General features: G+C 48.0%; 14 protein-coding genes. 3 read left to right on the top strand and 11 right to left on the bottom strand.

The genetic code is table 11. The features are described from left to right. Positions 1 to 40: 40 nt before the first annotated feature. The 5 genes from J3491_RS08835 to J3491_RS08815 form a co-directional block, all read right to left on the bottom strand. Complete coding sequence (locus tag J3491_RS08835; protein ID WP_227679979.1) at positions 41 to 355, bottom strand: hypothetical protein; 315 nt, start codon at positions 353 to 355, stop codon at positions 41 to 43. A 37-nt stretch (positions 356 to 392) separates the two neighbouring features. Then, positions 393 to 1,298 carry a 4-hydroxy-tetrahydrodipicolinate synthase gene (dapA, locus tag J3491_RS08830; RefSeq protein ID WP_075102200.1) on the bottom strand — a complete coding sequence of 302 codons (906 nt, stop codon included), beginning with the start codon at positions 1,296 to 1,298 and terminating at the stop codon, positions 393 to 395. Between the two features lie 457 nt (positions 1,299 to 1,755). Continuing rightward, complete coding sequence (locus tag J3491_RS08825; RefSeq protein ID WP_207969901.1) at positions 1,756 to 2,931, bottom strand: metallophosphoesterase family protein; 1,176 nt, start codon at positions 2,929 to 2,931, stop codon at positions 1,756 to 1,758. A 181-nt stretch (positions 2,932 to 3,112) separates the two neighbouring features. Then, positions 3,113 to 3,265, bottom strand: coding sequence for a hypothetical protein (locus J3491_RS08820; RefSeq protein WP_207969900.1), 153 nt, complete (start codon positions 3,263 to 3,265; stop codon positions 3,113 to 3,115). Positions 3,266 to 3,463: 198 nt separating this feature from the next. Continuing rightward, positions 3,464 to 4,879 (bottom strand): Do family serine endopeptidase, encoded by a 1,416-nt coding sequence (locus tag J3491_RS08815; protein WP_075102244.1) that lies wholly within the window; start codon positions 4,877 to 4,879, stop codon positions 3,464 to 3,466. Positions 4,880 to 5,958: 1,079 nt separating this feature from the next. Between J3491_RS08815 and J3491_RS08810 the strand changes: the two genes are divergently transcribed. After that, positions 5,959 to 8,235 carry a cation:proton antiporter gene (locus J3491_RS08810; protein ID WP_207969899.1) on the top strand — a complete coding sequence of 759 codons (2,277 nt, stop codon included), beginning with the start codon at positions 5,959 to 5,961 and terminating at the stop codon, positions 8,233 to 8,235. Between the two features lie 85 nt (positions 8,236 to 8,320). Here J3491_RS08810 and tmk read toward each other — a convergent pair whose 3' ends face one another. Both tmk and mltG read right to left on the bottom strand, forming a co-directional pair. Next, complete coding sequence (gene tmk / locus J3491_RS08805) at positions 8,321 to 8,953, bottom strand: dTMP kinase (RefSeq protein WP_341534386.1); 633 nt, start codon at positions 8,951 to 8,953, stop codon at positions 8,321 to 8,323. 175 nt (positions 8,954 to 9,128) lie between these two features. Further along, positions 9,129 to 10,436: an endolytic transglycosylase MltG gene (gene mltG / locus J3491_RS08800; RefSeq protein ID WP_207969897.1), complete on the bottom strand. Its 1,308-nt coding sequence runs from the start codon at positions 10,434 to 10,436 to the stop codon at positions 9,129 to 9,131. A gap of 125 nt (positions 10,437 to 10,561) precedes the next feature. Here mltG and J3491_RS08795 point away from each other — a divergent pair, with 125 nt between their 5' ends. Continuing rightward, positions 10,562 to 11,326: a DpnI domain-containing protein gene (locus tag J3491_RS08795; protein WP_207969896.1), complete on the top strand. Its 765-nt coding sequence runs from the start codon at positions 10,562 to 10,564 to the stop codon at positions 11,324 to 11,326. Here J3491_RS08795 and J3491_RS08790 read toward each other — a convergent pair. Both J3491_RS08790 and J3491_RS08785 read right to left on the bottom strand, forming a co-directional pair. After that, positions 11,323 to 11,817, bottom strand: coding sequence for a hypothetical protein (locus tag J3491_RS08790; protein WP_192995778.1), 495 nt, complete (start codon positions 11,815 to 11,817; stop codon positions 11,323 to 11,325). The genes J3491_RS08795 and J3491_RS08790 overlap by 4 nt on opposite strands. Positions 11,818 to 12,016: 199 nt before the next feature. Continuing rightward, complete coding sequence (locus J3491_RS08785; RefSeq protein WP_207969895.1) at positions 12,017 to 12,583, bottom strand: hypothetical protein; 567 nt, start codon at positions 12,581 to 12,583, stop codon at positions 12,017 to 12,019. Positions 12,584 to 12,723: 140 nt separating this feature from the next. Here J3491_RS08785 and J3491_RS08780 point away from each other — a divergent pair, with 140 nt between their 5' ends. Further along, a complete protein-coding gene (locus tag J3491_RS08780; RefSeq protein ID WP_207969894.1) occupies positions 12,724 to 12,915 on the top strand; it encodes a DpnD/PcfM family protein in 192 nt (63 codons plus the stop codon). Positions 12,916 to 12,919: 4 nt separating this feature from the next. Here the strand turns inward: J3491_RS08780 and J3491_RS08775 are convergent, their stop codons facing one another. After that, positions 12,920 to 13,960 carry an aminotransferase class IV gene (locus J3491_RS08775; protein ID WP_207969893.1) on the bottom strand — a complete coding sequence of 347 codons (1,041 nt, stop codon included), beginning with the start codon at positions 13,958 to 13,960 and terminating at the stop codon, positions 12,920 to 12,922. Between the two features lie 8 nt (positions 13,961 to 13,968). Next, positions 13,969 to 14,640, bottom strand: a complete 672-nt coding sequence (locus J3491_RS08770) for a hypothetical protein (RefSeq protein WP_207969892.1) — start codon at positions 14,638 to 14,640, stop codon at positions 13,969 to 13,971. Between the last annotated feature and the right edge of the window lie 253 nt (positions 14,641 to 14,893).

Raw genomic sequence — 14,893 nt, 5'->3', positions numbered from 1 at the left:
GGCAAGGCAAAAACTCAGCGGTATAAGTAAAGAAATAAAATTAGTTTGAAGGCGTGCTAACCGTACGCTGAGGCTTTGGCAGTTGATACTGACTGCCTGAGTCATTTTTTAGTGTTAGGGTGTTTGTACCAGCGTTAGGCGTAGGATATAAAGGGACAAAAGGTGCAGGCTCTTTATTCGCTGGCAACTCAATCGGTGCCAGTTTTTTGCTTTGTTGGTACTCCAAACTACCATTGTCGCGTTTGCCAAGTACGTTTTTGATACTTTGGCAACCGCTCAATACGAAGGTGCTGCCCAAAACGACGGTTAGCAGCGCAGGGATTATCTTTGTGATCGTCGATGATGTTTTCATCATGTTATCTCTCTGAGTTAGCAATTATTGCTCGATACTACTATAGTAAGTTGGCACGCACCAAAGCTTCATCGATAGTGGCATGATGCTTTTGTGCCAGCCATACCAACGGCAAGCGAATCCCTTTGTCGATCATACCCATTTTGTGCAGGGCATATTTGGCAGGAATCGGGCTTGACTCAATAAACAGATCACGATGCAGATGCTTGACCACATCATGAGCTTTGTCAGCAGCGGCAAAGTCGCCACGCAGACCAGCGGTAAAGGTCTCACTCATGGCTTTTGGTGCGACGTTGGCCGTCACGGAGATATTGCCCTTACCGCCGACTTTCATCAAATCAAGCGCGGTGCCATCATCACCAGATAGCACCACCATTTTATCACCTACAGCTTTGATCAGCTGCTCACCGCGGCCCACTGAGCCTGTGGCGTCTTTGATAGCGACGATATTGTCGATATCACATAAGCGCTCGACGGTCTCTTGGGCGATATCGACGACGGTGCGTCCTGGCACGTTATAGAGCATCTGCGGAATGTTGACCGCCTCGGCGATGGTCTTGTAATGCTGAAACAACCCTTCTTGCGGCGGCTTATTATAATAAGGCGCAACGAGCAAGGCGCAATCTGCACCAGCGTCGGCAGCATCTTGGGTCAGCTTGATGGCTTCCATGGTGTTGTTGGCGCCTGTGCCCGCAATCACCGGTACGCGACCTTTGACATGCTGCACAAAATAACGAATCACATCGCTATGCTCTTGCATCGATAGCGTTGCTGACTCGCCGGTAGTACCAACGGCCACCAGACAATGCGTGCCTTGCTCAATCTGCCAATCTATGAGGTCTGCCAGACGTTTATAATCGACCGTGCCGTCAGGGTGCATGGGCGTTACCAAGGCTACCATTGAGCCTTGTAGTCGGGTTTTAATCTCGTCGTATGCTGTGCTCATAACCGTGCCTTACTGTATTATCCTAGCTTTTATCAAAGCTGTCACATGATAGGTCGTTTGCAAATGCCAGTGTGCGCCTCTACTCTACCTATCGTTATATAGGCAAAAATAGACGCTCATGGTATTACGTGCGATGTTTTATCTTACGTACTGTCGTACTGTGGAAATGCTGGTGTACACCAAGCACTTGCGATATAAATGCGTCTGTCTGATTCTAAAACAGAATCATTAACACATAATCATAAAAAACGCCTGTTAGTGTAGCATATTTTGATTTGACCGCTATCAGTCAATTGAGATTACATCTACGTTGCCAATCAATAAAATGCTCACCGCCGCTCACCCATGACCTGCATCAAAAGTGCTACCCGTCATTAATGAGTCACCGTTTGGTGGCTTATTAATGATGGATTAGTGTAGCGCAATGCAGCAGCGCTGATAAGTGTTTTACAAAATATTAACGAATCGTCAACACATCGATAGTGGGCCGATACAAGCGAAACGGCAGACCGCGCGTGCCAATACCGCTACTGACAAATATCTGGGCACTGGCATGCTGGTATAAACCGCGCTGCTTACCCATACGACTATTGCCAAGCATACCTTTGTGGCCACTGCGCTGGATGTCTTGTTGCTTTTGCGCCTGCCATATGTTTTTTTGTGTGGCTTTTGCTGCCCCTGTGATCAATAACGGCCGTGGTTGTGGCGATTTTGGCAAATCGCTGATACTATCAAACCGTGAGGCCAAAATAATCACCGGCTGACGCGCGTGGGTGATTTTTGTCCCAAGCTTGGCTTTGTCCGCGCTGTTTTTCTCATTGATTTCGCCACATTGTACAGGGACATCTTGCCAACCACACAGCACGGCTACAGGCGCATCTGATGCGTGCGCCGCTAAGCGCTGGGTATCCTTTGTATTATCAAAACGACTGGCAGATGGCGGCACGGCGGCGCATCTGAGCGGCAACGAGGTACACTGCTGACCAATGTAGCTGATATCAAGCACATCAAATGCGCAGGCCAAAGTGTCTTCTAATAATGGCTGGCCTTGCTTGGTGGTGTTGAGCGACTGATAACGCAAGTCTGAGGTACTCATCACTGTATAGACCGGTTTGTTGACCCCTTTAAACAGCATCAACTGCCCGACCAAATCGGCGCTAGGATAATACAGCCAATCACCGGTAATCAAAACCGCATCCACTGCCAAGTCATTGATGGTCGCAACCAGCTTACGAATATGGCGCGGCTTGCCACTATATAGCCCAATGCGTAGGTCTGCCAATACAGCCACCGTCAGTGGTGCCGACAAATCCAAATCGACAGTATGGTGCTCAAGGCGCAAACAATTGGGCTGTATGATAACGGTATAAAAATAGAGCAGCATGGCTGCCACCGCGATGAGCAGCACCGGCCACGCTAGGGCAAATAGACCTTCCATCCAGCCTGTCAGCAGAAGCAGCGCCCAAAAGGGCATAGTATATGCGGCATAATACAGTATGAGCTTGCCCCAGATACGCAAAAACCGTCTGGTCGGATTGGCATTGAACGTCTGTAATCCTGACCATAGTAGAATATACGCAAGCAATGCGGCTGCTATAGAGATACTTAGCGTATAAAATGCGTGGTCAGTCATAATTACCTAGCGGTTATGGATCAAGGTGAAACAATCGAGCAGTGGCTTTTGAGCAGCACTTAGCCATCATTGCTTATCAGTCAATGCTTATCTCGCAGGGGCTGCAACGCCTTATAAACTGGGCTGGGCTGACAAAATAGGGCTGAAAAGACGCAGATCATAAAACAATAGCTGGCAAACCCTAGCGATTAGACAGCGCCTGCCACAGCCAAATGTGCGACCAGCCAGCATCGCCCAAACGATATGTGGCGAGTTGGATAAAAAACCAGCCATTATAGAGGCCGAGCTCTATGATAGACAAGCACAATTGTAAACCCATGTATTCACTTGACATATCTTGCGTGTCGTACTGATGATCATTGCCGAGACGTCTCTAATGAACCATAGGACTGAAGCATAGGGTTGATCGACCCACTCATCATTCTGCTGGCTGCCTCATTATACTGACAGCCTATGTCAATCATTGCCCTATTTATCCAGTTCCCTCTAGTCAGATGCTCGTATTGCGTGACGACTCCTGTATGACACAAGGCTACTCGATACGCAGACCAATGATACCCGGGATACCTTGACGAATGACCTCAATGGTCACCACGCCTTTTTTGGGTAGCGTTGAGATGGCACTGGAGAAATCAGTGACTTTTTTAATCGGCTTTTGGTGAAAATTGGTAATCACATCGCCTGCCATGATGCCTGAGCGCGCCGCCAGCCCTGTGGGGTCGACTGTGGTGACTAAGATGCCGGTTTTGTTGTCAACTGCCAGCTCTGCTTGCTCATCGGCGGTCAAGTCACGTAAGCGCAGCCCAAGCTGTATATCATTGTCTTGCTGATCGCCGCTTTGTGCTCGAACATCATTGGGCGCATAGGCCAGCGTGCCACGCGCGAGCATCCGTTTACCATCGCGCTGAATCTGCACATGAAATGCGTCGTTGGGCTTGGCACGGTTGAGTAAATTCAACAAATCCGAGGCGCGCATGATTTGCACATCATTATACTGCAAAATAATATCGCCAGATTTTAGCCCTGCCTTTTGAGCGGGCGAATCTGGTGACACGCGAGTCAGCAACGCCCCTTGCGGACGCGCCAAGTTATACGCTTCTGCCAAGTTGCGATCGATATCTTGTGGATAGATACCAAGATAAGCACGGGCGACTTCACCATTGGTTTTTAGCTGCTCGTAGATATCCATCGCCGCATCAATCGGGATAGAAAACGACAGCCCCATATAGCCACCTGTACCACTAAAGATACGCGAGTTGATACCGATGACTTCGCCTCGCTGGTTAAACAGTGGGCCACCTGAGTTTCCTGGGTTGAGTGCCACGTCGGTTTGAATAAACGGCACACTGGTATCGCGTGAAAAATTGCGCGATTTGGCGCTGACGATACCAGCCGAGGCCGAATAATCAAAACCAAAGGGCGAGCCAATCGCCAGTACAGGCTCCCCAACTTTTAAACCATTTGAATCACCGATCGGTAACGCGGGAAACTGCTTACCACTGACCTTTAGTACCGCCACATCCGAGCGCTCATCGCTACCGACCAAGGTGGCATCCAGCTCTGTCCTATCGTTAAGCGTGACGGTGATTTTGTCCGCGCCTTCGACCACATGATGGTTGGTCAACATATAGCCATTTGTAGTGACAAAAAACGCGGTGCCGTAGGCATGCTCAATCGCTGGGGTCGCGGCTTGATCCGGAATACGCAGACGATCGCCAAAAAACTGCCTGAGCAGCTCTGCCGTTTGGGCCTTAGCAAGCTCCGCCTCACTGACGGTTTTGGTGACATTGACACGCGCCACCGCTGGGGTGACCTGCTGTACCAAATCCGAAAAATCCGCCGTGGTGACGGCAGCGTGTGCGCTTGGTATCGCCGTGGTATATACCCCTGCCAGCATCGCTGTGCTCATGGCAAGCGCTAAAGTGCTGCGATGTAGCCAATGGCGCATACGAGGTTTGGCTGGCGCTGTAGACATATTGATAGGCATCGTGTCCTCCATATGAGTGATCATTATTATTGTCAGTGGCCGTTCTGCATCTCAAAGACGATGCTATGTACAGTTAGGTAAGTGCTGCTGGAATACGTTTTGCACAGTCTGTATGACACCTGATAGCACGCAATAAAACCTATTCGGACAGGACGAGACAAACAATGTAGCAGCACAGCCGCGTGATGCAAAAGTGGCCATGGCCATGTCTTATCGTTTTATCCGTACTGTTGTCCCTGATTTCAATCCCTTTTTGTTATGCAATAGGTTACTGGTTTTTTTGCTGCAATACCATTGGCCGTCAGTATCTTTGTATCAATATCTTTATATCATTATCTTTATAGTAGCGACAGGCCATCGGTACGACAAAGATGGCGACAAAAAGGCAGCTACTGTATGATAAATCAAAGCGCTGGCCTGTATTATCTGCATAAGACCAGTATCTTTTAGCGCTACATCATGATCTGCGGCGGCGCTAACGCTGCCAAATACGGCCGGTTATCACGCAATAGTCAGTCACACGGCAACTAGCAGTGACGAAATAAAATCATGTTATGATAGCAAGCCAAATAACTTTATAAACAAACAAAAGTCAATTAAAAAACCGATTGGATTGACCTTGCGTTTATCAATTTGGCTCGTATTAGTATCGCCCTTATTTTCCATCTTTTGCATGACTAGAGGCGTTTATACCTTATCTCAACCTTGTCAATAACTCAAAACCGCCTATCAGCTACCAAGTAGGCCATACGGGTCATATGAACCCGCCAACCGAGTACCATGATTGGCGTAGGTTTGATGACACGGATTGACTGTTGGATTTGGTATTTTTATCTGGGCATGCTTTTGTCTTTATTACTTTATAGTATATATCACATCTGGCTCATGTTTGGATGCATGATGGCTATCTGCTGATGGCCTTGCTACTAAAAGGCTTGCGACCGTTTGCGACATCGATACACACTGCCGATAGCAGGCAGCGCGGTCGCCCAAGCAATGGATAGATATAACATATGACAAGATTACAAAAGGATTAATGTATGGATACCGCCCTATTACTATCTGGCGTGGTTGGGATTGGCATCGCCGCCCAATGGCTGGCTTGGTATTTAAAGCAACCGTCCATTTTATTTTTATTATTGATAGGTATCATCGTCGGGCCGGTTTTGGGTATTTTTGACCCTGATTTGGTGCTCGGTGAGCTGATGTTCCCCTTCATATCTTTGGGGGTGGCGATTATTCTATTTGAAGGCTCGCTGACGCTAGAGTTTGATGAAATCAAGCAACACGGCACCGTCGTACAAATGCTGGTCTCGGTCGGCGTACTGATCACCATTGCTATCGTGGCGTTATCGACGTATTTATTATTTGATGTCGATCCACTGATTGCCCTGCTATTCGGGGCCTTGGTCTGTGTGACAGGCCCGACAGTCATCATGCCGCTACTGCGTAGTGTACGCCCCAATAAGACCATCTCCAATATCCTCAAATGGGAAGGCATCATCATCGACCCGATCGGTGCTATCGCGGTGGTATTGGTCTATGAGTACATCATCTCAGGCGGCGAAGCCAGCAGTATCTTATTGTTTGCCAAAATTGTGGTACTAGCGACAGCGCTTGGGATGGCAGGCGCTTGGCTGCTTGCATTCCTCATGCGTCGTCATATGATTCCTGAATTTTTGCGCAATGTCTTTACCCTAGCCTTTGTGTTGGTGCTGTTTTCGGTATCGAACCATTTAGAGCACGAGTCTGGTCTATTGACGGTGACGGTATTGGGCGTGGCGCTGGCCAACTGGCCCAAATTCCCGCGCGAGACGATTTTGGAGTTTAATGAATCCTTAACCATCTTGCTCATCTCTGTGCTCTTTATCATCCTTGCCGCCCGTGTTGAGCTGGCAAGCTTGCTAAGTGTTGGGTTTGCAGGATTGGTGCTGCTGGCTATCGTCATGTTTGTGGCACGTCCTTTGTCTGTCTGGGCATCGGCCATCGGCTCAAACCTTAAGACCAATGAAAAGCTGATGATCAGCTGGATTGGGCCGCGTGGTATCGTCGCTGCTGCTATCTCATCTTTGTTTGCTATCCGCTTACAAGAGTATGATATCCAAGGCGTCGAGCTGCTAGTGCCACTGGTGTTTATGGTCATCATCGGTACGGTCTTGATCCAAGGTTTGGGTGCCAAAATGGTCGGCAACTTGCTGGGCGTGCGTGAGCCTGAAACCAATGGCATATTGGTGGTCGGCTCAAACCCTGTCGCGCTTCTTATCGCCACCTCACTCAAAGACCAAGGCTTTGATGTCATCGTCGCTCACAACAACTACACCAATATTGCTCGCGCCCGCATGAGTGGCCTACGTACTTACTTTGGCAACCCCATCTCAGACCACGCCGACCATCATCTGGATTTGATCGGTATCGGCCGTCTGTTTGCCATGAGTATGGATAAGGAGATGAACACCTTATCTGAGATACATTATCGTCACGAGTTTGGTGAGCGTAAGCTGTATCGTCTTAAGTTTAGTGACGAAAAAGTCAAAAGCGAGCGCGACGATAAGCAGTCAAACTTCCATTCACAATGGCTGTTTGGCAAAGACGTCACCTATACCAAGCTTGCCAGTATGCTGTCCAAAAAGGCACGTATCAAAATCACCAACATCACTGACAGCTATAGTTTTGAGCAGTATAAGGCCGATAACAAACAATTTGTGCCGCTCTATACCGTCGACAAAGAAGGCAAGCTCCACGTCATCACCGACAAGTTTGATGGGACGGTGCCGCGCGATCGCAAGCTTATCTCCTTGGTAGTGGACGATGAGGTGCAACCAAAGCCAGTCGATGTAACGCCAAAGCAAGAGCAAGCGCGTATGGCGGCGGATGCCAACTTTGAATCCAGCTCCAAAGCGCCTGAAAAACGCAAAGAAAAAGAGCTGAACGAAGAAAGTACTGACGCTACCGAGCCTGTGAGCGTAACGGGCGCAGACAAAGTCGCTGGCGATACAACTGCCGAGCAAAATACTGAAAAAAATGCACCGACGCACATGCCAAAGGACGCAAGCAGCAGCTTGGATACAGCCGCAAACGCCGCCGCGACGTTGGATACCGCGACGCCAGACAGCTCAGCGGCTCAAGTACAAAACGACAATGCTGATACTGCCAGCTCCGCTACAGCCGCCAAAACCAAGGCAGCTAATAGCAGCAATACCAATGGCAATGGTCATGCGCCTAAGACCAAAAAAGGCTCGCTGGATCCCAATCGCTTCCCTGATGCCGGTCAAGATACTGCAACCGACACGGACAGCCGCAAGGACTCTGACGCATAACTGAACCATAACTGACGCATCACCAGACAAGTAACCATAGAGAAACCCCCAACCGACGTTGGGGGTTTTTTATACGCCGCCGCTTTTATATTAGCTCCAGCCTCTCTTGTACCGCCTGCCAGATGCGCGCACCAACCTCCTCGGCGCTGCCCGACGCCTCGATGCGCTGTATGCGCTCAGGATACTGGCGCGCAAGCGTGTCAAACCCCTCATACACCCGCGTAAAAAACGCATCCGCTTGCTGCTCAAAGCGATCGGCAGCGCTGCGCTTGCCAGCACGCCGCATCCCCTCAGCGACTGGTAAATCTAACCACAACGTCAGCTCAGGCAACTGCGGTACAAACTGGGCAATCAGCATATCAATCTTCGTGCGCACTGCCTCATCACCATGGGCGCGGCCAAACCCTTGATAAGCCACGGTTGAGTCGGTAAAACGATCACATATCACCCACCTGCCAGCTTGTAGCGCGGGCAAAATCACTTGCTGCATATGATCGCAGCGCGCAGCAAACATCAACAGTAGCTCAGTGTCGTCATTTATGTCGGTCGCAGGGTCTAGGAGTATCTGGCGCAGATGCTCAGCAAATGGGCTGCCACCAGGCTCGCGGGTACGCAGATAGTCGATACCACGACTATCTAAACGTGTGCATAGTTGCTCGATTGCTGTGGTTTTACCCACGCCCTCAGTGCCTTCAAAACTGATAAAGCGACCTTGTATTATCTGACTATCAGTAGTGTCTTGCGCCAGATTGGTATCGGCATTGGCAGGTATAGATACAGACATGAGATGACCTTGTGTCATGATTAAGCGCTATGAGGTGACATAGCGCTTGATAAATAGGGGTGTGGTTTCAAAAAGAGCATCACGTAACGGAAATTATCGCTAACGGGTATTACTGCGGCGGTGTTTGTGCTTTCTTTTCGCGCATGACGCTTAGGTAATCTCTTACCGCTTGATTGTGCTCAGCCAAGCTATTGGTAAATTTGTGCCCGCCATTGCCTGTTGCCACAAAATATAGCGCCTCGCTATCTGCCGGATGCAAGGTCGCCTCGATAGAAGCGGCCGATGGCAGGGCAATGGGCGTTGGCGGCAACCCATCGATTTGATAGGTGTTATATGACGTTTTTTCATCGATGTCTTTACGGCGAATATTACCATCATAACGGTTGCCCATACCATAGATGATGGTTGGGTCTGTTTGCAGGCGCATGCCCTTATCCAAACGGTTTTTAAACACTGCCGACACCAACGGACGCTCATCAGCGATGCTGGTTTCTTTTTCGATAATAGAGGCCATGACCAGTGCCTGATAAGGCGTCTGATACGGCAGGTTCGGCGCACGGCTTTCCCACGCATCAAACAACGCTTGCTGCTGACGCTTATACAGATCTGTTAGTACCTGCTTATCGGTTGAGCCTTCCCCATAATAGTAAGTGTCTGGCGCAAACCAGCCCTCAAGATTGTGATTGACGATGGGGTCGTTGCTATTGATTATCGCCTCTGGCAAGATACCGACCAAGTCGAGCCCCTGAGCGATGCTGGCATTACTCGCGGGAGGGGTGCTGTCGTCACTATCTAGCAATACTTCTTTTTTGATGCCTGGGTTGTCACGTAAAGTCTGATAAAGGTCGCTTGCGGTCTTGCCTTCGATGATCTGTATCTTGACCATGGCAGCTTTTGCGCCTTGCTCTAGTATCTGTAGTGCCTCAGCGATGGTTGGATTTTCAGGCAGCTGATAGATACCAGCGTGCAGCGGCGCATCGACTTGCGATTTGATATAGAGCTTGGCCACACTGGCAGAAAACAGCGGAATCTGCTGTTGCCACTGCGGCAACAACCCATAGTAAGTCTGACCCTGCTCAATCGTCACCATCTGCGCTGGCTGCTCGATACGGCCAAACAGCGTCTGATAAACCATCACCAAAAAAAACGCGGCGATCAGCCCCAGCACCAGTAGCACCTGATAGCCCCGCTGCATAAAAAACGACGGATTGTCGACTTTGTAAGTGCGCGGTTTGCCCTCGCCGCTGATGAGCGATACATCTGTCGCAGGGGTGTCTGCTACGTTGGTGACTGACGGCTCTACAGGCGTGTCATCCGTACGCGGCTTGTCAGCATTGGACGATGCTGCATGGTCTTGCTGGTTTTCTGGTGTATCATTGGGACGTTCGGGCGGCGACTCAGGGGTTGGTGTGCTCATGACAACTCGCAGGGCAGAAGTTTGCTAGAATTTAGCACTGAACCGTGTGATTTTCAATGGGATTTGTTTAGCTTGTTACTTTTACTGCAGCGCTTACACCTACTTACTGGGCACAAAAACGCATCATGAACTTATATTTTAATCAAAGTCTGGCCGAAAACTACAACTCCAAACCACAGATTATTCGTGTGCTTAGTGAGGCATGGGTAAAAGACAACGGTTACTGCCCCAACTGCGGCATTCAACCATTAGCTGAGTTTAGCAATAATAAACCTGTGGCTGATTTTTATTGTGCAGCTTGTGCCGAGCAATACGAGCTAAAAAGCAAACAATCAAAATTAAGCAATATTATCAATGATGGCGCTTATGCCACCATGCTTGCGCGTATCAATAGCGACGACAATCCAAGCTTCTTCTTTTTGACCTACTCCCAAGAGTATCGCGTTAATAATTTTTTGATTATCCCTAAGCAGTTTTTTAAGCCCGATATCATTATAAAACGCAAACCATTGGCAGCCTCTGCCAGACGTGCAGGTTGGGTCGGCTGCAATATTGACCTGCGCCGAGTACCAGAAACGGGAAAGGTGTTTTTGGTCAAAGACCAGCAAGTGATACCGCGCGACAGTGTCACGCAGCAGTTTCAAAAGACGTTGTTTTTACGTCAGCAATCCATCACTTCACGAGGTTGGACGCTAGATGTTTGGCAGTGTATTGATAGATTGGGTGATAAATTTAGCCTGCAACAAGTTTATGCTTTTGCTGATGAATTACAACTCAAGCATCCTGACAACAACCATGTGAAAGATAAAATTCGCCAGCAACTACAAGTGCTACGAGATAAAGGCATTATTGAGTTTGTGGGCCGTGGTCAGTATCGAAAATTAAGCTAAGCTTGGTTATCACCCCAAAGTGGTAAATAGGCGCTTGCAACCAACCGTTCATAGAATCTGTGTGGAGGATAATCGGTTTCCAACTCATCGTTTACTTTAAAAAAAGTGTCTATATTGTCTTTAATACATTTGAAAGGCTTGTTTTTCACATGCTTGTTCCATTCTATTAATAGCCCTAATGGCGTACGAGAAGCCTTAGTAAAAGCTTGTCTTTTTACTGTAAGTGCACACATGACTAATTCATCGTGAGGTAGCTTATCTAGACCTTTTTCTATCACCTCTTGACGGGTATGCGCATACTTAAACACCCCACCAAACGCTGTGTATTTTTTATCTTTCTTAGAATAAGTAACAGTGAATGCTATTTTCGAATAACCCGCCAATTGAACGATTTCATCAGGATATTTTTTTGCTTTACGACATATTTCATTAAATAGCATCAATCGGCGGATTTGCAGTGGAATACGTTTTTCTTCATAAGCAGTACGCATTTGTATCTCCTGTTAAACAGTATAGTTAATCCAAAATAAAAGTGGTACGGTCATCATGTTCTACTGGTATAAATTTTCCTCGCTGGCTGTTCGCAAGCGTGACAGATGCTTCGTACAATTTACCCCAGTAGAACCGTACTCTTTTTAAAATGGATAGACTATATTTAATAAAGTACAATCAACTTCTATGTCATTTAAATTATATTAAACGTTTCTCATTGAAGCGTTCAGGCCTTGGTTGCCCCTTATTATCACGATATACGTCTGCAATTAACTCTTCTCTATCATCCCATAAAGGTAGGCGTGCCGTTGCAACGAGACGGTCATGAAACTTATGCGGTGGATAGTCTGAGTCAATTTCATCATTAATCCGAAAAAACACGTCTTCACGATAATCAACATAAGCGTGCATCCTGTTTTTAACATAGCTGTTCCAATACCAGACCAGCTGGATAGGCGTGCGTGCAGGTTTGGTAAACTGCTTTAAATTGACGGTCAGCGCACGTGTTACTGGTTCGTCGTTAGGAAAAACACTAATACGTTGCTCGATAACTTCTTCACGCGTTTCTGCATATTCAAACACACCGCCAAATGCAATAAACTTTTTAAAGTCTTTTAAATACATGACACCGAGACATAATTCAGTAAATCTCATTAAGTGAATAATTTCATCAGGCTGTTTTTTTGCTAGTTTGCAAATTTCATCGAAAATTAATAGTCGACGGATTTGTAAAGGTATACGTTCATCTTCGTAGACGTAGTCCATTTTCAATTATCCTCTGTTAAAGACACTAGCATTGATCGATTGGCTTCAATGCACAAGTCTAGTTAACAAAAGACGATCACTTCTCTAAAGTCTTTTTGCTAGGATCAGCAGCACCAATCCTAGCAACAGTGAGAATGATTATGAAAAATGACACAGGCTTAAAAACTTATCAAATAGAAATAGTTGAAACGATGAGCGCTATTATAGACATAAAGGCTGAAGACGATTCTTCAGCGATTATGCAAGCGCAAGAAAAGTATAGAAATGAAGATGTTGAGTTAAATTATGATGATTTGATCGATACCAAATTTAATATTTTTGATGTGAAGTAAGCGACTAATTGAACTCAACCACCTCACCTGATAGCAAAGTAAGCGAGCTCATCGGCATTACTCCGCGCAGCGCATTACAAAAGAATAGCCGCGTTATCTGTGGCAAATCCTCATCATGTAATGAACGCATGACTACTGGTCGTTCTGTATTCGCAAGCGCATCGATGATTACCTGTCGCATGACCCCAGCGACACCCGACTGCGCCATCGACGGCGTATACCATTGGCCAGTGGTCAGATAATTGGCCTGAGTTTGGTCGTTATCGCTGCTGGTTGACACAGGTGGCGGCGACTCTGCTAGTTGATAAAACACATTGCTCATCGTGCCCTCCACCCAGTGTCCGCTCATATCGCGTAGCAGACCTTCGGCGATCTCTGGCTGTGGAGGGTTTGGCACCGGCTGAGCATTTAGCCACTGCGTCTTATACCGTTGCAGCTCACCGCTCGCGAGGACATTGTCCAAGCGATTGAGGCTTTTGAGTCCTGCCAATGGCGGCGGTAGGCTAGCAACCTTCGCCGATAGACAAACGGCGGCACAATTAGGCTGCCTAGGCATCCTGCGTCCATCAGGTAGCGTGATTTGCTCTGCTGTCTTGACAGGCATAGCGGCCACTTTTAGCCAGACATCACAGGCGCGACCAGCTGCATCAGACGCATAGCCATAGCCGCGTACCGCCTGCGTACTACGCGTGACGATCAGCTTTAGCATGCCTTGTTGCAGCTGTTTGCCATAGACGGACAGTTGGCTCATGAGTGCTGGGCAGTCTATATCCAGCTGCAGTGCTTTTGCATGGCTAAGCAGTCGCTGTCGATGCTGCTGCTGCCACAGTATCTGCCCATCGACGACGCCCATGGTGGTAAAAAAACCATCAGCGTATGCCAGTCCGCGATTGTCTAGGGCGACTGCAGATGCCGCTGATTGTTGTTTTGCAGCATCTAAGTCTAGCGCCTCTAGGTGCTGGCCGGCCAATTGTAGACAGTGCCAAGCACTGCTCGGTAGGGAGGCAGCGTTAGCAAGTGGTAGTGCTATATCAGATGTCGGCATTGAATCGCTTAGCCGTCATCTGTTTGGGCGGCTGATTTATTGATGATCAGCATACAGCTATAAAACTCACACTTGGCCAACTCGACTTTTTGACCACCGATGACTTTGTTTTTGACGACTTGGCCCGCCAGCATATCGGCGATGACTTTACCGCCATCGTCGCCCATCAGTTGCCGTGCCAGCTTGTAGGCTTTTTTGGCATGGTTTTGACTGTGCTCTTTTTCTGTATCTGAGTCGGTGGGGTTGGCATAGTACCAGCCAAGCTCGAGATATTTTTCGGAGTCGATAATATCTAGATACGGCGCGTCGGTCTTCATAAAACGATATTTGGATGCTGGATTGCTGGCATAGTCGAGACTGTTTTCGTCTGTACTGAGCACCTTGCCAAATGTGGTTTTGATGCCGTCCAGCTCGGTGACCTTTAGAGGCTCTACTTTTTCATTGCTCCATGCCGAGACATCGTATTTGACAGGCGTGCCCTGCTCAGCCACCGCGCCGTCGAGGTCTGAGTCTGAGGCCGCATTGTCTTGGGTTTGCGGTTCAGTGACGGTCTGCGCACTGCTATCGGTGGCCGCATCTGAGGTTTCGGGATCGTTTTTGTTGCTATCACAGCCGCTCAATGACAGAGCCGTCGCCATTATTGTACCGACTAGAAGGGTCTGTAGGTTATTATTCCACATGGGTAATTTACTCACACTTTTAGATGGGTCTCAACGTAGTATTAACGAGCTGGCAGCGATGCCGCTGATAACGATGAATGATTGGGTAACAGCTTATGCTTTATTCACTTGTACTTTATACTCGCTGGTACTTTATAAAATAGTGATGCTCTACTCTATATAGTCAGTTGAAAATAAAACTGTTATATAAATTTAAACGCGCTACTGGTATAAATTTTACTTGCGTGCTGCGTTCCCAGAGGCTGCGCAACCT

Origin of the sequence: Psychrobacter halodurans (assembly GCF_017498075.1) — a bacterium.
GTDB classification, from domain to species: domain Bacteria; phylum Pseudomonadota; class Gammaproteobacteria; order Pseudomonadales; family Moraxellaceae; genus Psychrobacter; species Psychrobacter celer.
Note: the sequence above shows the minus strand (reverse complement) of the source record. Positions and strands in the feature narration are given on the sequence as shown.

Bases quoted from the DNA above. Each gene is read 5' to 3' on its own strand.
- J3491_RS08835 (WP_227679979.1), bottom strand. From the start codon at position 355: ATGATGAAAACATCATCGACGATCACAAAGATAATCCCTGCGCTGCTA.
- dapA (WP_075102200.1), bottom strand. From the start codon at position 1,298: ATGAGCACAGCATACGACGAGATTAAAACCCGACTACAAGGCTCAATG.
- J3491_RS08825 (WP_207969901.1), bottom strand. From the start codon at position 2,931: ATGACTGACCACGCATTTTATACGCTAAGTATCTCTATAGCAGCCGCA.
- J3491_RS08820 (WP_207969900.1), bottom strand. From the start codon at position 3,265: ATGTCAAGTGAATACATGGGTTTACAATTGTGCTTGTCTATCATAGAG.
- J3491_RS08815 (WP_075102244.1), bottom strand. From the start codon at position 4,879: ATGCGCCATTGGCTACATCGCAGCACTTTAGCGCTTGCCATGAGCACA.
- J3491_RS08810 (WP_207969899.1), top strand. From the start codon at position 5,959: ATGGATACCGCCCTATTACTATCTGGCGTGGTTGGGATTGGCATCGCC.
- mltG (WP_207969897.1), bottom strand. From the start codon at position 10,436: ATGAGCACACCAACCCCTGAGTCGCCGCCCGAACGTCCCAATGATACA.
- J3491_RS08795 (WP_207969896.1), top strand. From the start codon at position 10,562: ATGAACTTATATTTTAATCAAAGTCTGGCCGAAAACTACAACTCCAAA.
- J3491_RS08790 (WP_192995778.1), bottom strand. From the start codon at position 11,817: ATGCGTACTGCTTATGAAGAAAAACGTATTCCACTGCAAATCCGCCGA.
- J3491_RS08785 (WP_207969895.1), bottom strand. From the start codon at position 12,583: ATGGACTACGTCTACGAAGATGAACGTATACCTTTACAAATCCGTCGA.
- J3491_RS08780 (WP_207969894.1), top strand. From the start codon at position 12,724: ATGAAAAATGACACAGGCTTAAAAACTTATCAAATAGAAATAGTTGAA.
- J3491_RS08775 (WP_207969893.1), bottom strand. From the start codon at position 13,960: ATGCCGACATCTGATATAGCACTACCACTTGCTAACGCTGCCTCCCTA.
- J3491_RS08770 (WP_207969892.1), bottom strand. From the start codon at position 14,640: ATGTGGAATAATAACCTACAGACCCTTCTAGTCGGTACAATAATGGCG.